Here is a 24,830-nt window from a genome sequence, read left to right as displayed (position 1 = left end):
CTCGTTTCAAAATGTACCAATTGCGGCGGAGGGCTGAAAGTTATCATTCGGCCAGCGCTGCCGGGATGTGCCGCAGCGCACCCGACGAAACCCGCACCCCGTGCGCCGGAGTGGGAACGCTCGCCGGCTCGGCGGCTCGCCAACACAGTCGAGGAAGGATGGCGCCAAGATATTGACGCTGCCGCTCGCGATCGGCACGCTATCTAGTAGTCATGGTCTCTCGAATCGTCCTGAAACGAGAGCTAAGAGGGAATCCGGTGCGCCGAGCGGCAAGGCCGGAGCTGCCCCCGCAACTGTGAGCGGCGAGCCAATCGTCCATCGCGTGTCACTGGAGCCCGCGGGCTCCGGGAAGGCCGGACGAAGGCGACGACCCGCGAGCCAGGAGACCTGCCGTGACTGGAACGAAACGTCCTCGGGCGGGGTGTCCCGGTGGGTCGCTTGGGTCGTCGGGACCACGGCGTGAGCCGTCGACGCCATCCTCGCATCCGCCCGGCCTTTGCGCCCGATAATAGGGTTTGAAGCCGGTGTCTTTGTCCGTGGAAACCGAACGCCATCAACCAGATCAGGTCCGAGAACCCGCATCTGTGGACCGGCGCCTTCCAGGACGAGTTCAGGACGATGCTGAAGCAAGCGGCCGAGAGCGAGGCAGCCTGCGGGACGGGACACCATACCGCGCGGCTTCCTCGGGTTGAACGCGCCGCCGTGCGACCAGCACATGCACTTCATCGCCAACCGCTGCTACGCAGCCACCTGTGTATGGCGCGAATGCCGTGCAAACGATCTTGCGCCGGTACCCGGCGTGACATAGTGAATGTTATAACATTTCATTTTGCTGCGACGCGCCCTGCTCTCAGCCATCTGCGCCGCTCCCGCACGGGATGGACGGCAAAACCAGATGGCCTGTTTCCCAAAAAGGACCATGACCTTGCCAACCAGCTTCCTCCGTCCCTTCCTCGGGGCCTGCGGTGCAGCCGCCCTCCTGGCGCTTGCTCCACCTGCCGTCGCCGGGCAGACACAATATCCGCTGACGGTGAAGAACTGCGGCCGTGACATCATCTTTACGCAGGCGCCGACGCGCACGGTTTCCGTCGGCCAAAGCTCGACGGAAATCCTTTACCTCCTTGGCCTTGCGGAGAAGGTCGTCGGTACGGCGGTGTGGCTCGGGCCGGTGATCGAGGGCTACGAGGAGGTCAATGCCACCATCCCGCGGCTCGCCGACAACGATCCAAGCTTCGAGAGCGTGCTCGGCGCGAAGCCTGACCTCGTCACGACGCAGTTCCAGTGGCAGATCGGCCCACGGGGCGTGGTCGCGACGCCCGAGCAGTTCGCCGAGCTTGGCATCCCGGTCTACACCTCCCCGGCCGATTGCATCGGCAAGGACAATTCGAGTGGCGGCGACGGCGTGCGCACCACCAAATTCTCGATGGAGCTGATCTATCAGGAGATCGACGATCTCGCCCGCATCTTCGACGTCAAGGAGCGGGGCGACGCGCTGATCGCAAAGCTGAAGGCCCGCGAAGCGGCGGCCCGGCAGAAGATCGCCTCGCTCGGCGGCAAGGTGTCGGCCGTCTTTTGGTTCTCCAGCGCCCAGCTCGACATCGATCCCTATGTCGCGGGGCTGAGCGGCGCACCGGGCTACATCATGGCGACGCTCGGGGTCCGCAACGTCATCGAGAGCAAGGAGGAATGGCCGACGGTCGGCTGGGAGACGATCGCGCGGGCCAATCCGACGGTCCTCGTCGCCGGCCGGATGGACCGGCGCCGCTACCCGGCCGACGACATCACCGTGAAGCTGAAATTCCTCGAGAGCGATCCGGTCACGCGCCTCATGCCGGCGGTGAAGGACGGCCGCGTCATCGTCATGGACGCCCAGGCGATGAACCCGACGATCCGCACGATCGAGGGCATCGAGGTTCTCGCCCATGCGCTCGAGAAAGCCGGTCTCGTCCAGTGACGTCGCTACAGCTGTCCCCGGTCGAAGTTGACGCGGGCCGGACAAGGCCGGCGCTCGCGCCTTTGCGCTTCGTTGCGGATGGACTCGTCGCTGCCGCGATCCTGACGGCCGGGCTCGCGCTCGGCGCGGCCGTGGGCGAGACGTCCATTCCGGTTGAGACGGTGGCCAAGACCGTGGCCAACCGCCTGTGGAGTGCGGGCTATGCACTCGATCCCATCGACGAGGGCATCGTCTGGAACTACCGCATCGCGCGCGCCCTCGTCGCGGCCTGCTGCGGCGCCTCGCTCGCCTTGGGCGGCGTCGTGCTCCAGTCCCTGCTCCGCAACGCGCTTGCCGACCCGTATATCCTCGGCATCTCGGCGGGCGCTTCGAGCGGGGCGGTCGCGGTCGCCATCCTCGGCCTCGGCTCCGGCTTCGTATCGCTGTCGCTCGGCGCCTTCGCCGGAGCGCTCCTCGCCTTCGGCCTCGTCGCGCTGCTCGCGCTCGGGGCCGGACGGGGCCCGGCGGCCATCATCCTCGCGGGGATCGCCGGCTCCCAGCTCTTCAACGCCCTCACTTCCCTCATCGTCACGAAATCGGCGACCGCCGACCAGGCGCGCGGCATCATGTTCTGGCTACTCGGTAACCTGTCAGGCGTGCGCTGGCCGGACGTGTCGCTCGCCGTGCCCGTGACGCTCGGCGGGCTTCTCATCTGCCTCCTCCATGCACGTGCGCTCGATGCCTTCGCCTTCGGCTCCCGGTCCGCGGCATCGCTCGGCGTGCCGGTGAAGCGCGTCTATGCGGTGCTCATCGCCGCCTGTGCCTTCATGACGGCGACCATGGTGAGCATCGTCGGCTCGATCGGGTTTGTCGGGCTCGTCATTCCGCATGCGGCGCGCCTCATCGTCGGCGTGCGGCACGGGCGACTGCTGCCCGCCTCGGCCCTCATCGGCGCAACCTTCATGATCGCGGCGGACGTCCTGTCCCGCACGGTCATTCCCGGGCAGGTCCTGCCCATCGGCGTCATGACGGCGCTCGTCGGGGCGCCCGCCTTTGCGCTGATCCTCATACACAGGCCCGTTGCCCGATGATCTTGAGCGCACAGGATCTCGTCTGGAGAGCCGGACGGCGGGCCATCGTCGACCGAGTGTCGCTCGATGTAACGCCGGGCGAGTTTCTCGGCCTCGTCGGGCCCAACGGTTCCGGCAAGACGAGCCTGATTGCGATGCTCGCAGGCCTGCGCGCGCCGGTCTCGGGCACCGTCACCCTCGCCGGCACGCTCCTCAACCGCATGAAACGCCGCGATCTCGCGCGACAAATCGCCCTCGTCGAGCAGCAGGCGGAAACGGCGGAGCGCCTGACGGCCCGCGAAGCCGTCGCGCTCGGCCGCACGCCGCATCTGAGCGCCCTCTCCCCCTGGTCCTCACGCGACGAGGCGATCGTCGACAAGGCCATGGCGGATGTCGACATGGCGCATCTTGCGTCCCGCTCCTGGCAGACCCTCTCCGGCGGCGAGCGCCAGCGGCTCCACATCGCCCGCGCGCTCGCGCAGGAGCCGCGCATCCTCATTCTCGATGAACCGACCAACCACCTCGACGTCGAGCACCAGATCGGTCTGCTCGACCTCGTCCGCTCGCAGGACATCACCGTGATCGCGGCGCTGCACGACCTCAACCACGCGGCAATGTTCTGCGACCGCATCGCCGTCATGCAGGCCGGCCGCCTCGTTGCGCTAGGCAAACCTGCCGACGTCCTGACGAGCCGGCGCCTCGCCGAGGTCTTCAAGGTCGACGCGAGCGTCGAAATCGATGCCGCCGGCTCCTGCTTCATCCGCTACCGGCACCCTGTCGCGGTGCCGCGCGCGCGGCATGCAGCGTCCTGATCAGTGCCTGGACGCCCGCAGCGGCGTGACGTTGGGGCGTCCATCACCGGCCAGGGCGACGGAGGCCTCGACGCCGAAGACCTGGGCCAGCATGGCCTCGTCGATGACGTCGGCCGGGGTGCCGAAGCGCGCGAGCCGGCCGTTGCAGATGACGGCCACCGCATCGGCGAAGCGGGCCGCCATATTGAGGTCGTGCAGCACGACGAGCGTCGTCAGCCGCCGCGCGACGGTGAGGCGCCGGACGATCTCCAGCACCTCGAGTTGGTGGCGCACGTCGAGCGCGCTGATGGGCTCGTCGAGCATGAGCAGTCGCGGCTCGGCCGCGAGCGCCTGGGCGAGGAACACGAGCTGGCGCTGGCCGCCGCTGAGTTCGCCCAGATAGCGGGCGGCGAGCTGGTGCAGGCCGAGCTCGGACAGGACGGCGTCCACCGCCGCGAGATCCGCCTCCCCGACGCGCAGGCCGAGCCGCCCCAGACGCCCGACTAGTACCGTCTCCAGCACCGTCAGCGCGGCGCGTGCGCCGATGTCCTGCGGCATGTAGCCGATGCGCCCCGGCCGCCGGGCCTCGCCGTCGAAGGTGATGGACCCGGCGTGCGGCACGAGGCCGGCCACGGCCTTCACGAGGGACGACTTGCCCGAGCCGTTCGGCCCGAGAACGGCGAGGATCTCGCCGGGCCCGGCCGAAAGGTCGAGCCCGTCGATCACCTGCGTCGCGCCGTAGCGCACGGCGAGCTGCAAAATGGCGACTTTCACCAGAAGGCCCTCCGGCAGGACACCGTCAGCCAGACGAAGAAGGGCACGCCGACGAGCGAGGTGACGATGCCGATCGGCACGACCGCGCCAGGCAGCACGGTCTTGCTGGCGATCGAGGCGAGCGACAGGAGAAGCGCGCCGAAGAGCGCCGAGGCCGGCAGGAAGCTGCGCTGGTCCTCCCCCACCAGCATGCGCGCCACATGCGGCGCGACGAGGCCGACGAAGCCGATGGTGCCGACGAAGGCCACGGCGACGCCGGTCAGCGCCGAGACGAGGGCGAAGCAGCGCAGGCGCAGCCGCCGCACGTCGACGCCGAGGCCACGGGCCCGCTCGTCGCCGAGCTTGAGGGCCGTGAGCCGCCAGGCGTCGCGCATCAGGCACGGCACGCAGGCGACGAGCACAAGGAGGATGATGGCGAGCTTGCCCCATGTCGCCTTCTGCAGGCTGCCGAACAGCCAGAAGACGATCTGCTGCAGGGCCTCGGGCGAGGCCACGAACTGGAGGAGCGACAGCAACGCCTGGAACAGGAAGAGGAGTGCGATGCCGCCGAGCACCAGCATCTCGGGCGAGGCGTCGCGCGTCTGGCCGATGGCGTAGACGCCGGCGCAGGCGAGCGCGGCGAAGAGGAAGGCCATGACGGGAACGGCATAGGCCTCCGGCACGGGCAGCGCGACGCCGATGACGATGACGAGCGCGGCGCCGAAGCCCGCGCCCGCCGAGACGCCGAGCGTATAGCTCGACGCCAGGGGGTTGTTGAGGATGGTCTGCATAATCGCCCCCGACAGCCCGAGCGCCGCGCCGACGACGAGCGCGACGAAGGCGACGGGCAGCCGGATCGACCACACGATGGCATCGACCGAACGCTCTCCCGCCATGCCGGCGAGGGAGCGCACGACATCGGCCGGCGAGAGGAAGGCCGGGCCGGTCGCGACATCGAGGACGAGGCTCGCGACGAGCCCGAGGCTGCCGGCGAGGAGGACCATGGCGCGGCGCCGCGCGATGGCGCCGTGCAGGGCCGCGATGCCTTCGGCCCGGGGTTGCGCCAGCGGCGCGAGGAGCACGTCAGTCATGGCCGTAGTCCAGCATCCAGGTGCCGCTGAAGGGGATCGGCAGGTACTTCTCGTGGTAGTCCCGGAAGGCCCCGACCGGATCGACGTCGGCGAAGGCGGCGGGATAGAGCAGCTTGCCGATGAACTGCATCGCGACGAAGTCGTAGAGCGTGCGGCACAGGCCATGCTCGATGGCGGCGATCCGCCCCTCGCGGATGGCGGCAAGGTCGGACCAGCCGGCCCGTTCGGCATAGGGACGCAGGGTGGCGCGCGTACCGTCCGGCGTCATGTCATAGCCGGTGCGCACGGCCTTCGGCCGATTCACCCAGGACGAGCCGGCGATGAGGATGAGGTCCGGGTCCTCGGCGATGACGGTCTCGGGGTTGAGCTGCCCCCACGGGCCGGGCAGCCGGCCCTCGGCGAGGTTCTCGGCGCCGAGGAGCGTGATGATACGGCCCCACATGGTGCCGTTGTAGGTGTTGCCCACGGTGTCGGCGCCGCCCTGCCCCAGTTCCACATAGACCTTGGGGCGTGGCTTGCCGGCCCGCTCGCTTCTGGCCCGCTCCACCCTGGCCATGATCTCGGCGTATTCGCGCCGATAGAGGTCGGCGAGCTCTTCCGCGCGTTCCTCGGCCCCCATGACCCGGCCGATGGCCCGCGTCGAGGCGACATGCCGTTCGAGCTCCTGGGCGTTGTAGTCGATGACGACGATGGGGATGCCGGCGCCCTCGATCTGGTCGCGGGCCGTCGTCAGCGCCTTGTAGGCCCATTCGGAGAGGAAAAGGACATCGGGCTTCAGCCCGATCACCTTCTCGGCGCTGAAGCTGCCGTCGTCGGTGTGGCCGATATCGGGCATGTCGGCGAGGTTGGGGATGACCGCCTTGTAGCGGGAGAAGATGGCCGGTCGCCAGCCTTCCCACGGCGCACGCGAGATGCCGACGACGCGGCGCCAGCCTTCGAGCCCGGCCACGGCTGTGAATTCCTCGAAGTTGAAGTTGACGGCGACACGCGCGACGGGAAGCTCGACCGTGACCTTGCGGCCGAGCGCATCGGTGATTTCGGTAGGGGCCGCGCCCGCCGCGAGCGGACAAGCGATGACGACGGCTGCCGCGAGCAGCCTCGAAACGGTTCTGAACATGGATGCCTGCCTTGCCGGCTGTGCTGGCCGGCGCTGTTCCGGGAAGACACGCAACGTTGCGCTTCGGGTAGGAAGGCGTTGCGAGCGGACAGGGGGACGGGCGCTGTCGCCCGTTCAGGCAGCGGCCGGCGGCCCCCGTGGACAGGCGGAACAATGCCAGGCGAGGAAGCCGCGCGGCTCGTCGCGATGGTTCGCGAAGGCGATACGGTCCTCGATGCGGTAGGCAACAGGAGTAAAGGCGCCCGCTGCCGGCGGCACGGCGCTGCCCGTCAGGGGACAGCCGACGATGCAGCAGTTGAAGCGCCCGTCCGTCGCAGGGGTGCCCTCGTCCTGCTGCATATCCATGGTGCCGGGAGCGCAGAGCATGAAGGCAATGTCGCCGTCCGGGCCTGAGACGGCATGGACCTCGACGGCAAGGCCTGTAAGGAGCGACTGCAAAACGAAGAGATAGGCCACGACGACCGCTATCCAGCGTCGCGTTCCCGTCCCCTGCCGTCTGCGCCTCATTTGCACGCACCGTCCCCCGGTTCACCGGCGACATTAGCATCGCGCCGGTGCGGCTCAACAGGACCTCGCTGCGGCCCAACGCCGCCTCGCCCTTTGACATATGCTTAGCACTGGGAGCGCGAGCGTAATTGATGTCGCGCAACCGCCAGGGAGAGAGTTATATCATTAGATAAAGCAATTTTTAAATAATGTCCGACAAGCCACTTATATAAAATCATAATTCATTCTTTGAACGCGAACCGATCGCATTTAATGGAGGCGATCGCGCCAGAGCCGTCCGGCAGGTCTCTTGCGCCTCTCCAGCGTGTCAACAATCGAGGAGACCGCAAGGGATGGGTCCCCTAACCGCCGCAAAGGCTGATGCCCCCACGCTGCTCGGATCTTCATCGGCGAGGACGAGCGCTTCAATGGTCGCCCGTCTACGCGGATATCATGCTGAAAGCCCTCTCACCCTTCTCCTCGATCACCCTGTGGTGGCCCGCGCTCCATCTGGGAGCCGTCGTCCTCCTGCCGCTCGGCGCCGTCTTTGCGGGCCATGCGCTCGCCGCCCGGCTCAACAGCTGGCAAGAGCGGGAACCGCTTTGCGCAAAGGCAAGCACTCGAGCGAGTGGCAGAAATCGCATGCTCCACTGCCCGGCAAATTGAGGCAGGAATTCCCGCGCACCGCGCTATGATCGGCAGCCGGCGCCGGAAATGCGCCGGTGTGTACAAGGAATCTTTCGGGAGACGACATGAAGGTTGCCATTCTCGGGACCGGGGGTATCGGTCTTGCCACCGCCGCCTGGCTTGCCCACCACGGCCATGTGCCGGTGCTCTGGTCGCCGTCGGGCGCGGGCACGCGCGAGCTCGCGGCGGGGGAGAGCCTGCGCTACAGCGGCAAGATCGAGGGCGAGTGCCGGCCGGAGGTCGCTTCGAGCGCGGCCGGGGCTGTCGCGGATGCCGACGTCATCCTCGTCGCTGTTCCCGGCAACGGGCATCGCACCGTGATGGAAGCGGCGGCCCCGCACATCCGGCCCGGCCAGGTGGTCGTCATCAGTTCGTTGTGCTCGCTGAGCGCGCTCTACCTGTCGCGTCTCCTCGCCGAGCGGGGCGTCGAGGTGCCGATCGCCACCTGGGGCACCACGGTGCTGACGGCGCGCCGGCGCAGCGGCACCGAGGTCGCGATCATGACGGCGCGCACCAGCCTGCATGTCGCCACCCTGCCCGTCTCGCAGGCCGCCGTAGGCCTCGAGACCTGCCGGACGCTCTTCGGCGACCGCTTCCTCGCGCAGTCCGACGTGCTCGCCACCTCGCTCATCAACATCAACCCGGTGGCCCATCTCGGGCTGGCGCTCGGCAATCTCACGCGCATCGAACGCGGCGAGAACTGGCCGCAGTACCATTACATGACGGATTCCGTCAGCCGGCTGATCACGACGCTGGACCACGAGCGGCTCGCCGTTGCCGATGCCTTCGGCCTGAGGATCCATCCCATCGAGGAGCATTTCCACCGCTCCTTCGACGTGCCGATGACGGACCTCGCCGAGATCGCGCGGACGATCCATGCGCGGCGCGGCGGCCCGCCCGGGCCGACCTCGCTCGATACGCGCTTCATCCTCGAGGATGTGCCCTACGGTCTCGTCTTCGCCGAGGCGATGGGCAAGATCGCCGGCGTCGACACCTCGGTGCATGCGGCGGCGATCACGCTCGTCTCGGCCATCTGGGGGCGCGACTTCCGGGCCGAGAACGACCTCCTGCCCGTGCTCGGCCTCGACGGCCTGTCGAAGGACGAACTGCTGCAGCGCGCCCGCCACGGCTGGCCGGCGGCCAAGGCATAGCAGGCGGACAGCCCATGGCGATCGACGAATTCGACCGTCGCATCCTTGCCGCCCTGCAGGGCGATGCGACCCTCTCCATCGCCGAGATCGCGGAGCGGGCGGGCCTGTCGCCCACACCGTGTTGGCGGCGCATCCAGAAGCTGGAACGGGCCGGCATCATCCGCAAGCGCGTCGCCCTGCTCGACCGCAAGCAGCTCAACGCCGGCGTCACCGTGTTCATCGCGGTGCGCACGAGCCAGCACACGCTCGCCTGGCTCGAGAAGTTCCAGAAGGCCGTGGCCGATATCCCGGAGATCGTCGACGTCTATCGCATGAGCGGCGAGATAGACTATCTCCTGCGCGCCCTCGTCACCGACATTGCGGCCTATGACGCGGTTTACAAGAAGCTCATCAGCCGCGTCGATCTCACCGACGTCTCCTCCATGTTCGCCATGGAGGAGATCAAGTCGACGACCGAGATACCGCTCGACTACGCCCTCGCCTCGGGCTGAGCGGTCCCGAGCGGCGGCCTTCAGGCCGCCGCCGGCTTGCGCTGCCGCTCGCGCCAGGCCCGGTAGAGCGGCGTCACCAGCACGAGGGCGGTCAGCAGCGCGATGATGATCGACACCCAGGACGACACCAGCACGGCCGGGTTGCCCTGGGAGATGGTGAGCGAGAGCCGCAGCTGGCTCTCGGCCATCGGCCCGAGGATGAGCCCGAGCACGACGGGCGCCTGCGGATAGCCCAGCTTCTCCATCACATAGGCGACGAGCCCGACGCCGACGAGGATGTAGAGGTCGAACATCGCGTTGTTGACGGCATAGACGCCGATGGCGACGAAGAGGATGATCAGCGGCGCCAGCACCACGCGCGGCAGCCGCAGCACCTGGCCGAAGATGCGCGTCGCGGCAAGGCCGCCGACGACGAGCAGCAGGAAGGCGGACAGGAGCATCTGCAGCATGAAGCCGTAGACGACGTCCGGATGGTCGCGGAAGAGCTGCGGCCCCGGCCTGAGGCCATGCACCAGCAACCCGCCGAGAATGACGGCCGCGACGCCCGAGCCCGGAATGCCGAGCGACAGGGCCGGAATGAGCGCGGCTGCATTGTCCGCGCCGTTGCCGGCCTCCGAGGCCGCGACACCCTCCGGGTTGCCCTGCCCGAAGGTTTCCGGGCTGCGCGCCACGCGCTTGGCGTCGTTATAGGCGAGGAAGGACGACATGCTGCCGGCGGCGCCCGGCATGATGCCGATGAAGACGCCGATGGCGGAGCTGCGCAGCCAGACGGGCAGGAAATAGCGCCATTCGCGCAGGACGGAACGCTGTTTCCTGAATTTCAGGGCCGCTGCCGACATGCCTTCCTTGATCGATTCCTCCGCCATCTGGAAGACCGGCGGCAAAGCGAAGAGCCCGGTCAGCAGAACCACGATGCTAAAGCCGTCCATCAGCTCCAGGCTACCGAAGGTGAAGCGTTCGGTGCCGCTCGTCAGATCCTGCCCGACCGTGCCGATGAGGAGGCCGATGAGCGAGGCCGTGACGCCTTTGACGAGGTCGTCGCCGAGCAGCGCCGAGATGGTGGCAAGGCCGAGCATCGCCAGCCAGAAATATTCCGCCGGCCCGAACAGCAGGCTCACCTTGACGAGCGGCGGCGCGAAGAGGATGAGCGCGACGGCCGAGAGGGCACTGCCGATGACGCCGGAAACGACCGCGACCTGCAGCGCATAGGCGGCCTCGCCCCGTTTCGTCATCTCGTAGCCGTCGAGGATGGTGGCGACGGAGGCCGGCGTGCCAGGCACGCGCATGAGGATGGCGGGAATGGCGCCGCCATAGCTGCCCGCGTTGTACATGCCGGCCATCATGCCGAGGGCGAACAGCGGATCGAGCCCGAAGGTGATGGGAATGAGGATGGCGATGCCGGTCGTCACCGTGAGGCCAGGCAACGCGCCGACGACGAGGCCGGCGACAGAGCCGATGACGACGGCGAGAAGATTGGCCGGCGCGAAGACGTGCGGCAGGGCATGGATAAGGGCATCGATCACCGCACCGTCTCCCACAGGTGCATCAGGACGTCGGGCGGCAGGGGCCGCTCGAGGACGACATTGAAGATGAGGACGATCGCGGCAAGCGTGCCGAGGGCGAGCGGGACGGTGAGCGCGAGGCGCCGATAGCCGAGCACGAACGGCAGGCCGACGGCGAGCGCGAAGCTCGGCAGCAGGTAGCCGGCGACGCCGATGGCCGCGACATAGGCGACGAGGATCACGACCGCGAGCAGGAAGCGCGGCAGATGGGCGAAGAACGGCTGCCCGCCGGCTTCGGTGCCGTGCCGGAGCTGGCGCACGGTGACGATGACGGCGCACAGGGCAAGCAGTGCCGCCAGCACGCGCGGGAAGGCCGCGCTCTCGGCCGGATAATCGGCCGAGAGGACGAATACCGCACCCGCGACGGCGATCAGCGCCGCCGCGAACACGATCTCGACGATGCGTCGAGAGGGACCGGTCGTCACCGCCACGGCGAGACCTTCCAGGTCGCCTCGAGGTCGGCGGTGCTCTTGTCGAGGAAGGCCTTGTAGTCACCCGAGGCAAGATAGTGTAGCGGGATCTCCGCCTTCTTGGCCGCCTCGAGGTATTCTGGATCGTTCAGAGCCTTGTCGACCGCCGCTTCGAGCTTGGCGACGATATCGGCAGGAATGCCCTTGGGCGCGGCGATGCCACGCGATGACCCGGCGACGACGTCATACCCCTGTTCGCGGAAGGTCGGCGCATCCTTCAGATAGTCCGAGCGCTCCTCGCTCATGACGCCGATGACGCGGATCTCGCCCTCGCGCGACAGCTGCAGCGCCTCGCTGAGGTTCATCGTCGCCGCGGGGATGTGGCCGCCGAGCACCGCCTGGCGCACCGGCGCCGTGCCGCCGAAGGGCGCGTGCGTCAGCTTGACGTCGGCCAGGCGCTCGAAATTGAGGATGGTGATGTGCTCGGACGAGCCGACGGCGCCGGACGTGCCGATGGCGATCGAGCCGGGCTTCGCCTTGGCCGCCTCGACGAGATCCTTCACGGACTGGTACGGGCTGTTCTTGCCGACGACGAGCACGCCCGGGTCGTAGACGAGGTTCGCGATGGGCTGGAAGTCGTCCATCTTGAACTTGGCCTTGCCCTCGACGACGAGCGCATTGATGGCCGGCACGTTGATGAAGCCGATGGTGTAGCCGTCGGGCTTGGCCTGGGCGACCGCCGTCCAGCCGATCTCGCCGCCGGCGCCGGGCTTGTTGATGACGGCGATGCGCGCGCCGCCGCCAAGATGCTTCTCCATGAAGCTCGCGATCGAGCGGGCGGCAACGTCGGTGCCGCCGCCCGGCGCGAAGGCGACGATCATCTCGATCGGCTTCGTTGGATAATCTGCCGCAAGGGCGCTGCCGGACAACGCGACGGCGGCAACCACTCCCATGACCCCTGCGCGGAAAACTCGTTTCATCTGCTCCACTCCTCCGAAAATCCGCCGCATCGGAACGGCGGCGCACAGCCGATCTTGTTGTCCTCTATAACGGCCAACGTGTTCTTTTCAACGTACAACAGAAAGACGGTTCTGCCGGCACGACGGCCTGACGATAGCGCAGGAGCAGCGGAATAGGTTTTCCTTTCACGCCGCTGCCGGCCCCTGCCCCGAAAATGCCGTGCGGACGCTCCTCCGTGGTTGAAATATTACTGTCACCCACCGTGTGGAGCCGAACAGGGGCACCGGCCGAAAATTCTGCTATTGAGGGCCCCAATCGGCCGCTGCCGCCCGACACCGAGGCTCGACATGAAACCGTCCCGCGACATCGAGGTGCTCCTTGCCATCATGGCGGCGCTGCGCACGCCCGGCACCGGTTGCCCCTGGGATCTCGAACAATCCTTCGAGACCATCGTGCCCTATACGCTCGAGGAGGCCTATGAGGTGGCCGATGCGATCGAGCGGCGGGATTTCCTCGACCTGCGCGATGAGCTCGGCGATCTCCTGCTGCAGGTCGTTTTCCATGCCCGCATGGCGGAGGAAGAGGGCCTGTTCGCTTTCGGCGATGTCGTTCAGGCAATCACCGCCAAGCTCATCCGCCGCCATCCGCACGTCTTCGGCGAGGCGCGCGATCTCGCGCCGGAGGCGGTGAAGGCGCTCTGGCACGACATCAAGCGGCAGGAGAAGGACGAACGTCGCCGCGAGCGCTCCACCGCGGGCGGGGAGGAGGACGCGCCCCGCGGCCTCCTCGCCGACGTGCCCAAGGTGCTGCCCGCGTTGACAAGGGCCGAGAAGCTGCAGCGCAAGGCGGCGACGGTCGGCTTCGACTGGACGGATCGGCGGGCCGTCGTCGACAAGATCCGCGAGGAGCTTCGCGAGGTGGAGGAGACGCTCGATTCGACCGACCGGGCGGCTCAGCAGGACGAGATCGGCGACCTGCTCTTCGCCGTCGCCAATCTCGCTCGCCACCTCGAAATCGACCCGGAGGCGGCGCTGCGCGGCACCAATACCAAGTTCGAGCGCCGCTTCCGCTTCATCGAGCAAGTCGTTGAAGGCCAGGGCGCATCCATGGCCGACGTCTCCCTCGAGGACATGGAGGACATCTGGCAGGAAGCCAAGCGCAGGGAACGCGAGGGCGCGTGAGGCTCAGGCCGCGACGCGCCGCGCGCCGGGGCAGCGCCGGGTCAGGCGTGCCTCCTTGTCGGGCGACAGGCGGATGGTCAGCGCGATGTGTCCGTCCTCGCCCTCCTCGCGCCTGAGGATTTCGGCCTCCTCATAGAGCCAGTTGAGCGTCGCCCCCTCCGTCGGGGCAAGGATCACCCGGTAGACGGGCCTGCCGGCGGCGATGCGCGCCTCGATCTCGGCGAGCAGGGCGTCGATGCCATATCCGGTCTGGGCCGACACGAGCACCGGCTGCGGCCCTTCACCCTTGCGAACGGCGAGCGCGGCGAGGCGCTCGCGGCCCGCTTCATCGAGCAGGTCAGCCTTGTTCCAGACCTCGATGAGGCTGCGTTGGCGGGTTTCGTCGATGCCGAGCTCGCGCAGGATGGTCTCGACGTCGGCCGCCTGGGCTTCGGTATCCTCGTGCGACACGTCGCGCACGTGCAGGAGCACGTCGGCCTCGACGACGTCTTCCAGCGTCGCGCGGAAGGCGGCAACGAGCATCGTCGGCAGATCGGAAATGAAGCCGACGGTATCGGAGAGGATGGCCTTCTCCCCGTGCGGCAGGGTGATGGCGCGCGCCGTCGGGTCGAGCGTCGCAAACAGCATGTCCTCGGCCATCACCGAGGCGGTGGTGAGCCGATTGAACAGCGTCGACTTGCCGGCGTTGGTGTAACCGACCAGCGCGATGACGGGATAAGGCACGCGCCGGCGGCTGGCGCGGTGCAGCGAGCGGGTGCGCTTGACCTGCTCGAGGTCGCGCTCGATCCGCGTCATGCGCTCCTGGATGATGCGTCGATCCGCCTCGATCTGCGTCTCACCGGGACCGCCGAGAAAGCCGAAGCCGCCGCGCTGGCGTTCGAGGTGCGTCCACGAGCGCACCAGCCGGCTCTTCTGATAGGCCAGATGCGCCAGCTCGACCTGGAGCGCGCCCTCGCGCGTCCGGGCCCGGCGGCCGAAGATCTCGAGAATGAGCCCGGTGCGGTCGATGACCTTGCACCCCCAGGCCCGTTCCAGATTGCGCTGCTGCACCGGCGACAGCGCGCAGTCCATCACCACGAGGCCGATGTCGGAGGCCTTGATGGCTCCGGTCAGCTCCTCGACCTTGCCCTTGCCGAGATAGGTCGACGGGCGCACGTCGTCGAGCGTCACGATGAAGGCCTCGACGACGTCGAGGTCGATGGCGCGCGCGAGGCCCACCGCTTCGTCGAGCCGCGCCTGCGGATCCCGCAGGTTCGCTCCGCCCTCCTCCCGCACGCGTGCCTTGCGCGCAGGATAAGGACCGACGACGAAGGTCGCGGTCCCCGAAGCGACGGTCTTCTCAGGCTCGGTCAGGTGCGCGGCAAGCGCGCCCTTTCGGTTTTTCGGTTCGGTCAAGTCAGGCCTTTTCGCCGCCCTCTTCGCCCTGCTCGAAGAGCTGAATCGGATGGCCTGGCATGATCGTCGAAATCGCATGCTTGTAGACAAGCTGCGAATGGCCATCCCGGCGCAGAAGGACGCAGAAGTTGTCGAACCAGGTCACGACGCCCTGCAGCTTCACGCCATTGACGAGGAAGATCGTCAGCGGAACCTTGTTCTTACGGACGTTGTTGAGAAAAGTGTCTTGCAGGTTCTGCGTGCGTTCGCCCGCCATTGTTGAGCCTCGTCAGCCGTGCCGCCGCCGGTCCGCGGCGCGCTTTTGTTGTTCTTGCCCGCTGGAGAGAATCGTCCCAGGCCCAGGGCATATCAGACCGGTTGGTATCATTACAAAGGCATAGGACTTTACGCGCAAGTGGTCTTGCGCGCATTAAGTTTGTTTATTGCGGTTTCGGGCAAGTTGCGCCGTGGAATGGAGCGTGCGCCCGAGGCCGTGGCGCGGAGTGCGCCTTGCCGGTCCGCTCACGAGCCGATCCCCAGCGACTTGAGCTTGCGATGCAGGGCTGAGCGCTCCATGCCGATGAATTCGGCCGTGCGCGAGATGTTGCCCGAGAAGCGGTTGATCTGTGCGATCAGATATTCGCGCTCGAAAATCTCGCGCGCATCGCGCAGTGGCAGGCTCATCAGCTTTTCGCCGCCCGCCCCGGCCGGTGTCGTCGGCACGAGCGAGCCGATCTCGGCCGGCAGCATCTCGGCGGTGATGGAGACCTCCGGATCGCCGCCGGCAAGAATCATCAGCCGTTCAACGTTGTTGCGCAACTGGCGGACATTGCCGGGCCAGTCGTGCGTCTGCAACACGGCCATGGCATCCTCGGCGATGAGGCGCTTGGCAAGGCCGGTTGCCGACGAGATCTGGTCCATGAAGAAGTCGACCAGTTCAGGCACGTCCTCGCGCCGCTCGGCGAGCGAGGGCACGCGGATCGGCACGACGCTGAGGCGGTGGAACAGGTCCTCGCGGAACCGGCCCGCGGCGATAGCTTCCGTCAGGTCGTGGCTCGTCGAGGAGATGATGCGCACGTCGACATGGACGCGTGTTGCCCCGCCGACGCGCTGGAAGTTCTGGTCCACGAGAACGCGCAGAATACGGTTCTGCGTCTCGCGTGGCATGTCGGCGATCTCGTCGATGTAGAGCGTGCCGCCGTGGGCTTCCTCGAGCGCGCCGGTGCGGCGCGCCCTGCCCTCGCCAGCCTCCACGCCAAAGAGCTCGCTTTCCATGTTCTCGGGCGTGATTGTCGCCGCGTTGATGACCACGAAGGGTCCATTGGCCCGGCTTGAGAGGCCGTGCAGCGTGCGTGCCGTCAGCTCCTTGCCGACCCCCGGCGCGCCGGTGATGAGCACGCGCGCGTTCGTCGGCGCGGTGCGCTCCACCGCCTGCCGCAGCTGGTTGATGGCAGCCGAGCGGCCGACAATGCGGCTCGCCTGAACCGAGCGCGTGCGCAGTTCCTTGATCTCGCGCTTGAGGCGTGAGGCCTCGAGCGCGCGCTCGGCGACGAGCACCAGCCGGTCCGCCTTGAACGGCTTCTCGATGAAGTCGTAGGCGCCGCGCTTGATGGCGGAAACGGCCGTCTCGATGTTGCCATGGCCGGAGATCATAATCACCGGAAGTTCGGGGTGGTTCTCCTTGATGTTGTCGAGAACCTGCAGCCCGTCGAGCCGGCTGCCCTGCAGCCAGATATCGAGGAAGACGAGGTGCGGCCGCCGTTGCTCGATGCTGGCCAGCGCCTCGTCGGAGCTGCCGGCGGTGCGCGTGCGGTGCCCCTCGTCCTCCAGAATTCCGGCCACGAGCTCGCGGATATCGGCCTCGTCGTCAACGACCAGGATGTCTGCACTCATCCGTCCTGCCCCGTATGCAATGCCGCGGCTCTCGCGCGCCCGCCCTCATCGGGCGAATCTTCGGCCGCGTCGGTCATGGGAAACCACAGCCTGACACGGGCGCCCGAGCGCCCGCGCTCGTCCGGCGGCGCATCGATGAGCTCGATGCCGCCGCCGTGGTCTTCGAGAATCTTGCCGACGATGGCGAGGCCGAGACCCGTGCCCCCCTCTCGCGTCGTCATGTAGGGTTCCAGCAGCCGCTGGCGCCCTTCGCGCGGGAAGCCCTTGCCATTGTCGGCGATGTCGATGACGACGCGCCCGCCGTCCTCGCGCGTGACGGCGACAGCAATGCGGCCGGGCCCGCGCTCCTCCTCCGGCACGGCGAGGACCGCCTCGGTGGCGTTCTTGACAATGTTCGTCACCGCCTGGGAGATCAGGCGCCGATCGAAGCGCGCGGCGATGGAATCGGGCTCGTAGCGCTCTTCGAAGGTGATTTCGGGATTGCCGACGCGCATCAGGAAAATGACCTGCCGCACCGTCTCGACCACGTCGTCGTGGGCGAGCGAAGGTTTGGGCATGCGCGCGAAGGACGAGAACTCGTCGACCATGCGCTTGATATCGTCCACCTGGCGCACGATGGTCGCGACGCACTGGTCGAAGACCTCCCGATCGGCAACGATGACCTTGCCGTACTTGCGCCGGATGCGCTCAGCCGAGAGCTGGATCGGTGTCAGCGGGTTCTTGATCTCATGCGCGATACGCCGCGCCACATCGGCCCAGGCCGAGGTGCGCTGGGCAGTAACGAGATCGGTGATGTCGTCGAGGGTGACGACGAAACCCTTGTCTTGGCCAACAGCCTGCTCGCTGGTGACGCGCACCGTGAGCATGCGGTCGCGCCCGTCGCGGTTGATGGAAATCTGCCCCTGCACGAACTGCCGGTGCCGACTTGTGAGAGCCTCCTCCACAAGTTCTGCGAGCTCTGGCACCGCCTCGGCCACGGGACGGCCGACGAGGCGCGACGCTGGCTGGCGCAACAACTGTTCGGTCGAGGGGTTGACGATCGTGATGCGGCCGTGCGCATCCGTGCCCACCACGCCGGCGGAGACGCCGGCGAGCACCGCCTCGGTGAAGCGCCGGCGCTTGTCGAGCACGTCACTCGCCTCGGTGAGGCTGTCGTGCTGCTGGCGCAGCTCGCTCGTCATCTTGTTGAAGGTCGCACCGAGATGGGCAAGATCACCCTCAGCGCGGCGGATCGGCACCTGGACGTAGAAATTGCCGGTCGCCACTTGGTCCGTGGCGTGGATGAGGCGGCGGATCGGCGCGACGAGGCGGTTGGCGAAACTGAGGCCGAGCCATACCGCCGACAGGAGGACGATGAGCGCGACGAGCGCGAACATCGAGGCGAAGGCGATCTGGATCCCGGCCTTCTTCGCTTCGAGCGCCTGGTAATAGGCGACGCCCGCCTCGGCCTCGCCCGGGAAGGAGACGGCGCGCGGATCGACGGCCCGCGCCACGAACAGCACCGCATCGCCATAGGAGGGAAGCTTGATGACGGCGCGGAAGATGTTGCTGTTGCTCGTGATGAGGCAGTCGGCGTCGGTCGGGCTTGCCCCCGCCAGAACCTCCTTGTCCGGCAGGGTGAGGCCCTCGAGCTGTTTGGCTTCGATGCGCTCCATGACCTCGCCGTCCTGTTGGATGAGCATGGCCACGGGAAAGCCGAGATAGAGCGCCCGGGAGGTCATGAAATCCCGGTAGAGCCGCCGGTCGACGTCGAACATCGGCTTGGCGCGATTGAGGTCGTCGGCCATCAGGTAGGTCTCGCGCACCAGCGAGCGGCACTGGCTGTCGCGGTAGGCCTTGGCGATGTCCAGCGTGTTGGTCATAAGCGCCTTGAGCGAACCGGTGAACCAGGGGTCAAGCCCCCGCTCCAGCGTCACCGTGGCGACGATGGCAACGAGCACGGCCGGGAAGGCCGCGACGAGGCTGAACAGCGAGACGATGCGCACGTGCAGCCCCGCCGCGGCGGCGCCCCGGCGCCGTGCGCGAAACAGGCTCCACGTGTCCCACAGGACGATCGCGACAAGCGCGATGACGAGCACGACATTGATGAACAGCGCCCAGACGACGACCTCGTGCGTCGGCAGGATGGGCGTGAGACCAGCGAGCACGAGAAAGGTGATGAGCGCGCTCGCTAGCGCCGTGACCACGGCAATGGTGCCGACCAGCCCGGAGACGCGCGCCGAGCCCTTTTCGTCGCGCACCGTGCTGCGGGTGCCCTGGTTCGATGTTGACGTCACGAGGCCTCGAATCTTCGAGCCGAACGGCTCAGTCAGCGACTCGACTGCCCTTGTGATGCATCAAGACAACAGTGTTGTCAAAATATGACAGAGCGCAGGGAATGCTCATCGCGCGCTGCGGATCACCTGCATGTCGAGGTCGCGAATTTTCTTCCGCAATGTGTTGCGATTGAGACCGAGCAGCTCCGCCGCCTTGATCTGGTTGCCGCGGGTGGCGGCAAGCGCAGCACCGATCAGCGGCGGCTCGATCTGCCTCAGGATGCGATGATAGAGGCCGGGCGGCGGCAGCCGGTCGGGAAACTCGGCGAAATAGGCGGCAAGATGCTGCTCGACGGCTTCCGAGAGGCTCGCCGGCGCCGCCGTTGCGACCGCGTCATCGGCCGCGAGCGCGCCGACCGGCTCGAGCTCGGCGTCGATGATCGGCGCGGTGATCGTCTCCTGCGGGTAGAGCGCGGCGAGACGGCGCACGAGGTTCTCGAGCTCGCGCACGTTGCCCGGCCAGCGATAGCGCTTGAGCTTGTCGAGGGCCTCGGCGTCGATCTGCTTCCGCGCCAGCCCCTCCTTCTCAATCATGCCGAAGAAATGGCGCGCAAGGTCGGGAATATCCTCGCTGCGCTCGCGCAGCGGCGGCAGGCGCAACGGCACGACGTTGAGGCGGAAGTAGAGATCCTCGCGGAACAGGCCCTGATTGATGGAGACTCTGAGGTCCTTGTTGGTCGCCGCGATGATGCGGACATTGGTCTTGATCGGCACCCGGCCGCCGACGGTCGTGTACTCGCCCTGCTGCAGCACGCGCAGGAGGCGCGTCTGCGCCTCCATGGGCATGTCGCCGATCTCGTCGAGGAAGAGCGTGCCGCCCTCCGCCTGCTCGAAACGCCCGGCGTTGCGGCCGGTGGCACCGGTGAAGGCCCCCTTCTCGTGGCCGAAGAGCTCCGATTCGATGAGGTCGCGCGGGATGGCGGCCATGTTAACGGCGACGAAGGGTCCGTTGCGGCGCTTGCCGTAGTCGTGCAGGGCGCGCGCCACGAGCTCCTTGCCGGTGCCCGACTCACCGGTGATCATCACGGTGAGGTCCGTCGGCATCAGGCGCGCCAGCGCGCGATAGATCTCCTGCATGGCCGGGGAACGGCCGACGAGGGGGATGTCCTCGCCCTCCATGCCGTGCGCCGAGACCGCGGCCCCGCGGGGGCGCGACAGGGCGCGGCCGACGATGGCGACGAGCTCCTTCAGGTCGAAGGGCTTGGGCAAATATTCATAGGCGCCGCGCTCGGAGGCGCGGATCGCGGTCATGAACGTGTTCTGCGCGCTCATGACGATGATCGGCAGCTCCGGCCGGATCTTCTTGATGCGCGGCAGCAGGTCGAAGGCATTCTCGTCCGGCATCACGACGTCGGTGATGACGAGGTCGCCCTCGCCCTGCGAAACCCAGCGCCACAGCGTCGCCGCCTGGCCCGTGGAGCGTACGTCATAGCCGGCGCGCGACAGCGCCTGATTGAGGACCGTACGGATTGCTGCATCGTCGTCTGCTACTAGAACGCTGCCGCGCTGCATCTCGTTATCCCATCATGTCCTTGTTGCCCGCCCGTCATGGGCGAGAAGCATCGGCATCAGCAGGCGGAAGGTCGTACGCCGCGGGGCGGACTCGCACTCGACGATGCCGCCGTGATCGCCGATGACCTTGGCAACCAAAGCAAGACCGAGGCCAGTTCCCTGGGCCTTGGTGGTCACGAAGGGATCGAACAAGTTCGGCAGGAGGTCCTGCGGCACGCCCGGACCGTTATCCCGCACGCGGATCTCGAGCGGCAGGCTGAGCCGCTCTTCCGAGCCACGGATCTGCATGCGCACACCCGGGCGGAAGGCAGTGGCCAGCGTGATCTCGCCGTCGACTGCGTCCGGCCCGATTGCCTCGGCCGCGTTCTTCACGAGGTTGAGCAACACCTGGATGAGCTGGTCGCGATTGCCGTAGAGCGGTGGCAGCGACGGGTCGTATTCCTCGACGAAGCGGATATGGCGCGCGAAGCCCGAGACCGCCAGCCGCTTCACGTGGTCGAGCACGTCGTGGATGTTGACGGGGCCACGCTCTATCGGCCGCTCCTCGCCGAAGACCTCCATGCGCTCGACGAGCTTCACGATGCGGTCGCTCTCGTCACAGATGAGGCGCGTGAGCAGGCGGTCATTCTCGTTGGCCGTCGCTTCGAGCAGCTGTGCCGCGCCGCGGATGCCGGAGAGCGGGTTCTTGATCTCGTGCGCCAGCATGGAGCCGAGCGCGGTGATGGACCGGGCCGCGCCGCGATGGGTCAGCTGCCTGTCCATTTTTTCGGCAATTGTCCGTTCTTGCAGCATCAGGACGACGCGGCCACGCGGCTCGGCGAGGGGCGTTGCGAAAACGTCGACGATGCGCGAGCCGCCGAGACGCGGCGAACCGATGTCGACCCGGTATTCGCTGACGCTGGCCCCGCGCTGGCGCACCTCCTCGACGAGTGCGATGACCGGCGAACCGAACGGCAGAAGCTCGCTGAGGCGCTGCCGGCGCAGGAGGTTGAGCCCCGTCTCGAAGAAGCTCTCGGCGGCGATGTTGGCCTGGGTGATGAGCCCCTCGGCATCGACCGTGATGACGGGAAGCGGCAGGACATTGACGATGGCATCGCCGTCCTGTTCGAAACCTCTGTTCATGAGCGGCAACTCTTCGCTCGCGACGATCTCCTGCGCGTTCATGCGGCATCCTCGAGCGGCACGTCGGCAAACATGGCGCGCAGCGCCGCGATGACGTGTTGGGGGGTCTCGGAGGTGACGATCCGCGCCCGCTCGACGCGGGCGCGCTTGCTGCCGAGCGCGATGGCATGTTCGGCATAGGCTGCAAGGTGCTTGCGAGCGTGCCTGAGACCCATCTCGCGGCCGTACAGTGAAAGAAGCGTCTCATAATGCTCGATGGCAGCTGCGCCGCGCGTCGCGGCGTCGGGTGCCCCGCCCTGCCGGCCGGCATCCCCGGCGAGATCGCGGGCAATCTCGCCGACAAGCCAGGGCCGGCCCACGGCGGCGCGGCCGATCATGACCACATCGGCGCCCGACAGCCGCAAGGCCTCGCGGGCGTCTGCCGAGTCAGCGATGTCGCCGTTGACGACGAGGGGCAAGGAGGTGGCGGCGCGCACAGCCGCGACCGCCGCCCAGTCGGCGCTGCCCTTGTAGAACTGCTGGCGTGTGCGCCCGTGTACGGTGACGAGGCGCACGCCGGCCGCTTCGGCGCGGCGGGCGAGCTCCGGCGCATTGCGGCTCGCGTCATCCCAACCGAGCCGCATCTTCAGGGTGACCGGCACGCGAACGGCGGCGACGACGGCCTCCACCAGCCGTGTGGCATGGTCGAGATCCCGCATCAGCGCCGAGCCGGCCCAGCCGCCCGTCACCTTCTTCGCCGGGCAACCCATGTTGATGTCGATGATGTCGGCGCCCGCCTCCGCGGCGACGCGGGCCCCCTCCGCCATCCAGTGCGGATCGCAGCCGGCGATCTGCACGACGTGCGGCAAGACGCCCTCGCCTTCGGCCCGCATGCGCGCTTCCTCGTCGCCGCGGGCCAGCTCCTGCGAGGCCACCATCTCGGATATGACCAGCGAGGCGCCGAAGCGGCGCGCCAGCCGGCGCAGCCCGACATCGGTCACGCCCGACATAGGGGCGAGAAAGGCACGTCCGTCGATTGCGACAGAGCCGATCGCTAAAGTCATCTGCCTATTTCTTGATCATGCACAGTGTTGCATCAAAATTGCGCAAAATCTTGCGCTGCACAATAGGCTCGTTCGCCGCAGCCCGGTGCATTTGCGCTGAGCGCCCCGCCGCCTTATCAGAACGGCCGGGACTCGTCTCGCCCCAACCGGGGTGGACGGTGGAAGAGGTCGAGAGCCGTTCGATGCCGCTCGTTGCAGCTATCATCGTCGCCGCCGGTCGCGGCACACGGGCGCGCCCGCACGCGCTACCCAAGCAGTACCGGCTCCTGGCCGGGCGGCCGCTGGTCGCTCACAGCCTCGCGGCGATGCTGCGTCATCCGGCCATCGCCAAGGTCCTGTGCGTCATCCATCCCGACGACCAAGCCATCTACAACCAGATCGCACGCGGTCTCGAACACGAGGGCAAGCTGCTGCCGGCCGGCTTCGGCGGCGCGACCCGGCAGGCCTCGGTCCACGCAGGCCTCGAGGCACTTGCCGGGCAGGTGGGGCGCGCGCCGGACATCATCCTTGTGCATGACGCGGCGCGCCCGTTCCTCTCGCCGCAGCTCATCGACCGGGCGATCGCGGCCGCCGAGCTCTACGGCGCGGCTGTGCCCGGTCTCGCAGTGACGGATACGGTCAAGGTCGTCGGCGCCGATGGCTGCGTGGCCGAGACGCCAGACAGGGCCATGCTGCGCACGGTGCAGACGCCGCAGGCCTTCGCTTTCCCCGCACTTCTCGCCGCCCATCGCGCGGCCGCCGAGCGAGGCATCGACGGCTTCACCGACGACGGCGCCATCGCCGAATGGGCGGGCGGCACCGTCCACATCTTTCCCGGAGAGGCGCGGAACGTGAAACTGACGACCGGCGAGGACTTCGTTGAGGCGGAACGGCGCCTGTCGGCACAGCGCGACATGACGGTGCGCTTCGGCATCGGCTATGACGTGCACACCTTCGGCGAGGGCGATCACATCATGATCGGCGGCATCGCCATCGCGCACGAGCGCGGCATCGTCGCCCATTCGGATGGCGACGTGGTGCTGCATGCCCTAACCGATGCTTTGCTCGGCGCCATCGCGGAGGGCGACATCGGCACCCATTTCCCCCCGTCCGACCCGCAGTGGAAGGGCGCATCCTCCGACCTCTTCCTGCGCGATGCCGGCGAGCGCGTGCGCCGGCGCGGCGGCATCATCGACAATGTCGACGTCATCGTCGTCTGCGAGCGGCCCCGCATCGGGCCGCATCGCGAGGCCATTCGCGCACGGATCGCCGAGATCCTCGGCATCGGCACGGGGCAGGTTTCCGTCAAGGCGACGACCTCGGAAGGGCTCGGCTTCACCGGCCGGCGCGAGGGCATCGCCGCCCAGGCGAGCGCCACAGTGCGCCTGCCGGCATCCTCGGAGGGACAGGCATGATCGACGGTGCCATTCTCGCCCAGGCGGAGGCCCTGCTCGCGGCCTGCCGCCAGCGCGGCCTGAAGATCGCCACGGCCGAATCCTGCACCGGCGGGCTCGTCGCCGGCGCGCTCACAGCCATCGCCGGATCGTCCGACGTCGTCGAGCGCGGCTTCGTCACCTATTCCAACGAGGCGAAGGTCGAAGCCATCGGCGTCGATGCGGATCTGATCGGCGAACACGGTGCTGTCAGCGAGCCGGTGGCGCGGGCCATGGCCACGGGCGCCCTCGCCCGTTCGCGGGCCGATCTCGCCGTTGCCGTCACCGGTATCGCGGGCCCCGGCGGAGGCAGCGCGGCAAAGCCGGTCGGCCTCGTTCATTTCGCCGTGGCCATGCGTACCGGCAAGGTCCTCCATCGGGAGGAGCGTTTGGGCGACATCGGCCGCTCCGAGGTGCGGCGATTGTCGGTGGCGGTAGCCCTCACGATGCTCGAAGAGGCCTGTGCCGGGGCTTGA

22 protein-coding genes, 1 pseudogene and 1 riboswitch are annotated in these 24,830 nt (G+C 67.7%); of the genes and pseudogenes, 9 read left to right on the top strand and 14 right to left on the bottom strand.

Going from position 1 to position 24,830, the window contains the following annotated elements; translation table 11 throughout:
• Positions 1–196 precede the first annotated feature (196 nt).
• A riboswitch (cobalamin riboswitch) is annotated at positions 197–409 on the top strand.
• Positions 410–546: 137 nt separating this feature from the next.
• From BOQ54_RS20240 to BOQ54_RS09590, 4 genes and pseudogenes are all read left to right on the top strand, one after another.
• Positions 547–793: pseudogene (locus BOQ54_RS20240) on the top strand (ribonucleotide-diphosphate reductase subunit beta); the annotation flags it as partial.
• 126 nt (positions 794–919) lie between these two features.
• Complete coding sequence (locus tag BOQ54_RS09600) at positions 920–1,954, top strand: ABC transporter substrate-binding protein (RefSeq protein ID WP_063186370.1); 1,035 nt, start codon at positions 920–922, stop codon at positions 1,952–1,954.
• A 62-nt stretch (positions 1,955–2,016) separates the two neighbouring features.
• On the top strand, positions 2,017–3,024 hold the full coding sequence (locus BOQ54_RS09595; RefSeq protein ID WP_071923787.1) for a FecCD family ABC transporter permease: 1,008 nt from the start codon (positions 2,017–2,019) through the stop codon (positions 3,022–3,024).
• Positions 3,021–3,815: an ABC transporter ATP-binding protein gene (locus BOQ54_RS09590; RefSeq protein WP_071923786.1), complete on the top strand. Its 795-nt coding sequence runs from the start codon at positions 3,021–3,023 to the stop codon at positions 3,813–3,815. Before BOQ54_RS09595 ends, BOQ54_RS09590 begins: the two co-directional genes overlap by 4 nt.
• Here the strand turns inward: BOQ54_RS09590 and BOQ54_RS09585 are convergent, their stop codons facing one another.
• The 4 genes from BOQ54_RS09585 to BOQ54_RS09570 form a co-directional block, all read right to left on the bottom strand.
• A complete protein-coding gene (locus BOQ54_RS09585; RefSeq protein WP_083585949.1) occupies positions 3,816–4,568 on the bottom strand; it encodes an ABC transporter ATP-binding protein in 753 nt (250 codons plus the stop codon). It lies immediately after the preceding gene.
• Entirely contained in the window at positions 4,565–5,638 is a 1,074-nt protein-coding gene (locus tag BOQ54_RS09580) for a FecCD family ABC transporter permease (RefSeq protein WP_063186361.1), read from the bottom strand. Before BOQ54_RS09580 ends, BOQ54_RS09585 begins: the two co-directional genes overlap by 4 nt.
• Positions 5,631–6,755, bottom strand: a complete 1,125-nt coding sequence (locus tag BOQ54_RS09575; RefSeq protein ID WP_071923785.1) for an ABC transporter substrate-binding protein — start codon at positions 6,753–6,755, stop codon at positions 5,631–5,633. The genes BOQ54_RS09580 and BOQ54_RS09575 overlap by 8 nt, the downstream gene beginning before the upstream one ends.
• A 114-nt stretch (positions 6,756–6,869) precedes the next feature.
• Complete coding sequence (locus tag BOQ54_RS09570) at positions 6,870–7,211, bottom strand: hypothetical protein (RefSeq protein WP_071923784.1); 342 nt, start codon at positions 7,209–7,211, stop codon at positions 6,870–6,872.
• 782 nt (positions 7,212–7,993) lie between these two features.
• Between BOQ54_RS09570 and BOQ54_RS09565 the strand changes: the two genes are divergently transcribed.
• Both BOQ54_RS09565 and BOQ54_RS09560 read left to right on the top strand, forming a co-directional pair.
• On the top strand, positions 7,994–9,079 hold the full coding sequence (locus tag BOQ54_RS09565) for an NAD/NADP-dependent octopine/nopaline dehydrogenase family protein (protein WP_071923783.1): 1,086 nt from the start codon (positions 7,994–7,996) through the stop codon (positions 9,077–9,079).
• 20 nt (positions 9,080–9,099) lie between these two features.
• Entirely contained in the window at positions 9,100–9,570 is a 471-nt protein-coding gene (locus tag BOQ54_RS09560; RefSeq protein WP_026015299.1) for an Lrp/AsnC family transcriptional regulator, read from the top strand.
• Positions 9,571–9,590: 20 nt separating this feature from the next.
• Here the strand turns inward: BOQ54_RS09560 and BOQ54_RS09555 are convergent, their stop codons facing one another.
• Genes BOQ54_RS09555 through BOQ54_RS09545 form a run of 3 tightly spaced genes read right to left on the bottom strand, consistent with a single transcriptional unit; the run spans position 9,591 to position 12,522 of the window.
• Positions 9,591–11,093 carry a tripartite tricarboxylate transporter permease gene (locus tag BOQ54_RS09555; RefSeq protein WP_096335329.1) on the bottom strand — a complete coding sequence of 501 codons (1,503 nt, stop codon included), beginning with the start codon at positions 11,091–11,093 and terminating at the stop codon, positions 9,591–9,593.
• The gene (locus BOQ54_RS09550) at positions 11,090–11,563 is read right to left on the bottom strand and encodes a tripartite tricarboxylate transporter TctB family protein (RefSeq protein ID WP_071923782.1); all 474 of its coding nucleotides are present in this window, start codon (positions 11,561–11,563) and stop codon (positions 11,090–11,092) included. The genes BOQ54_RS09555 and BOQ54_RS09550 overlap by 4 nt, the downstream gene beginning before the upstream one ends.
• Complete coding sequence (locus tag BOQ54_RS09545) at positions 11,554–12,522, bottom strand: tripartite tricarboxylate transporter substrate binding protein (protein WP_071923781.1); 969 nt, start codon at positions 12,520–12,522, stop codon at positions 11,554–11,556. The genes BOQ54_RS09550 and BOQ54_RS09545 overlap by 10 nt, the downstream gene beginning before the upstream one ends.
• Positions 12,523–12,849: 327 nt before the next feature.
• Between BOQ54_RS09545 and mazG the strand changes: the two genes are divergently transcribed.
• The gene (gene mazG, locus BOQ54_RS09540) at positions 12,850–13,683 is read left to right on the top strand and encodes a nucleoside triphosphate pyrophosphohydrolase (protein WP_071923780.1); all 834 of its coding nucleotides are present in this window, start codon (positions 12,850–12,852) and stop codon (positions 13,681–13,683) included.
• Between the two features lie 3 nt (positions 13,684–13,686).
• On the opposite strand, the gene hflX is transcribed toward mazG, so the two are convergent.
• From hflX to dusB, 7 genes are all read right to left on the bottom strand, one after another.
• Positions 13,687–15,078: a GTPase HflX gene (gene hflX / locus BOQ54_RS09535; RefSeq protein ID WP_071923779.1), complete on the bottom strand. Its 1,392-nt coding sequence runs from the start codon at positions 15,076–15,078 to the stop codon at positions 13,687–13,689.
• A gap of 1 nt (position 15,079) precedes the next feature.
• A complete protein-coding gene (gene hfq / locus BOQ54_RS09530) occupies positions 15,080–15,334 on the bottom strand; it encodes an RNA chaperone Hfq (RefSeq protein WP_055458280.1) in 255 nt (84 codons plus the stop codon).
• 245 nt (positions 15,335–15,579) lie between these two features.
• Entirely contained in the window at positions 15,580–16,950 is a 1,371-nt protein-coding gene (locus BOQ54_RS09525; protein WP_055458281.1) for a sigma-54-dependent transcriptional regulator, read from the bottom strand.
• Positions 16,947–19,226 (bottom strand): sensor histidine kinase NtrY-like, encoded by a 2,280-nt coding sequence (locus tag BOQ54_RS09520; RefSeq protein ID WP_245280476.1) that lies wholly within the window; start codon positions 19,224–19,226, stop codon positions 16,947–16,949. Before BOQ54_RS09520 ends, BOQ54_RS09525 begins: the two co-directional genes overlap by 4 nt.
• 105 nt (positions 19,227–19,331) lie before the next feature.
• The gene (ntrC, locus tag BOQ54_RS09515) at positions 19,332–20,777 is read right to left on the bottom strand and encodes a nitrogen regulation protein NR(I) (protein ID WP_071923778.1); all 1,446 of its coding nucleotides are present in this window, start codon (positions 20,775–20,777) and stop codon (positions 19,332–19,334) included.
• A gap of 12 nt (positions 20,778–20,789) precedes the next feature.
• Positions 20,790–21,899 carry a two-component system sensor histidine kinase NtrB gene (locus BOQ54_RS09510; RefSeq protein WP_055458498.1) on the bottom strand — a complete coding sequence of 370 codons (1,110 nt, stop codon included), beginning with the start codon at positions 21,897–21,899 and terminating at the stop codon, positions 20,790–20,792.
• A 38-nt stretch (positions 21,900–21,937) separates the two neighbouring features.
• Positions 21,938–22,942, bottom strand: a complete 1,005-nt coding sequence (gene dusB, locus BOQ54_RS09505; protein ID WP_071923777.1) for a tRNA dihydrouridine synthase DusB — start codon at positions 22,940–22,942, stop codon at positions 21,938–21,940.
• Between the two features lie 182 nt (positions 22,943–23,124).
• On the opposite strand from dusB, the gene BOQ54_RS09500 reads away from it, so the two are divergent.
• Both BOQ54_RS09500 and BOQ54_RS09495 read left to right on the top strand, forming a co-directional pair.
• A complete protein-coding gene (locus BOQ54_RS09500) occupies positions 23,125–24,336 on the top strand; it encodes a bifunctional 2-C-methyl-D-erythritol 4-phosphate cytidylyltransferase/2-C-methyl-D-erythritol 2,4-cyclodiphosphate synthase (protein ID WP_071923776.1) in 1,212 nt (403 codons plus the stop codon).
• Positions 24,333–24,830: a CinA family protein gene (locus tag BOQ54_RS09495; protein WP_055458285.1), complete on the top strand. Its 498-nt coding sequence runs from the start codon at positions 24,333–24,335 to the stop codon at positions 24,828–24,830. Before BOQ54_RS09500 ends, BOQ54_RS09495 begins: the two co-directional genes overlap by 4 nt.

The organism is Chelatococcus daeguensis (assembly GCF_001887265.1).
GTDB classification, from domain to species: domain Bacteria; phylum Pseudomonadota; class Alphaproteobacteria; order Rhizobiales; family Beijerinckiaceae; genus Chelatococcus_A; species Chelatococcus_A sambhunathii.
Note: the sequence above shows the minus strand (reverse complement) of the source record. Positions and strands in the feature narration are given on the sequence as shown.

Excerpts from the sequence above, each read along its gene's own strand:
- hfq (WP_055458280.1), bottom strand. The coding sequence starts at position 15,334 with ATGGCGGGCGAACGCACGCAGAACCTGCAAGACACTTTTCTCAACAAC.
- BOQ54_RS09600 (WP_063186370.1), top strand. The coding sequence starts at position 920 with ATGACCTTGCCAACCAGCTTCCTCCGTCCCTTCCTCGGGGCCTGCGGT.
- BOQ54_RS09495 (WP_055458285.1), top strand. The coding sequence starts at position 24,333 with ATGATCGACGGTGCCATTCTCGCCCAGGCGGAGGCCCTGCTCGCGGCC.
- ntrC (WP_071923778.1), bottom strand. The coding sequence starts at position 20,777 with ATGCAGCGCGGCAGCGTTCTAGTAGCAGACGACGATGCAGCAATCCGT.
- dusB (WP_071923777.1), bottom strand. The coding sequence starts at position 22,942 with ATGACTTTAGCGATCGGCTCTGTCGCAATCGACGGACGTGCCTTTCTC.
- BOQ54_RS09545 (WP_071923781.1), bottom strand. The coding sequence starts at position 12,522 with ATGAAACGAGTTTTCCGCGCAGGGGTCATGGGAGTGGTTGCCGCCGTC.
- BOQ54_RS09580 (WP_063186361.1), bottom strand. The coding sequence starts at position 5,638 with ATGACTGACGTGCTCCTCGCGCCGCTGGCGCAACCCCGGGCCGAAGGC.
- BOQ54_RS09590 (WP_071923786.1), top strand. The coding sequence starts at position 3,021 with ATGATCTTGAGCGCACAGGATCTCGTCTGGAGAGCCGGACGGCGGGCC.
- BOQ54_RS09565 (WP_071923783.1), top strand. The coding sequence starts at position 7,994 with ATGAAGGTTGCCATTCTCGGGACCGGGGGTATCGGTCTTGCCACCGCC.
- BOQ54_RS09525 (WP_055458281.1), bottom strand. The coding sequence starts at position 16,950 with ATGAGTGCAGACATCCTGGTCGTTGACGACGAGGCCGATATCCGCGAG.
- BOQ54_RS09500 (WP_071923776.1), top strand. The coding sequence starts at position 23,125 with ATGCCGCTCGTTGCAGCTATCATCGTCGCCGCCGGTCGCGGCACACGG.
- BOQ54_RS09575 (WP_071923785.1), bottom strand. The coding sequence starts at position 6,755 with ATGTTCAGAACCGTTTCGAGGCTGCTCGCGGCAGCCGTCGTCATCGCT.
- BOQ54_RS09510 (WP_055458498.1), bottom strand. The coding sequence starts at position 21,899 with ATGAACAGAGGTTTCGAACAGGACGGCGATGCCATCGTCAATGTCCTG.
- mazG (WP_071923780.1), top strand. The coding sequence starts at position 12,850 with ATGAAACCGTCCCGCGACATCGAGGTGCTCCTTGCCATCATGGCGGCG.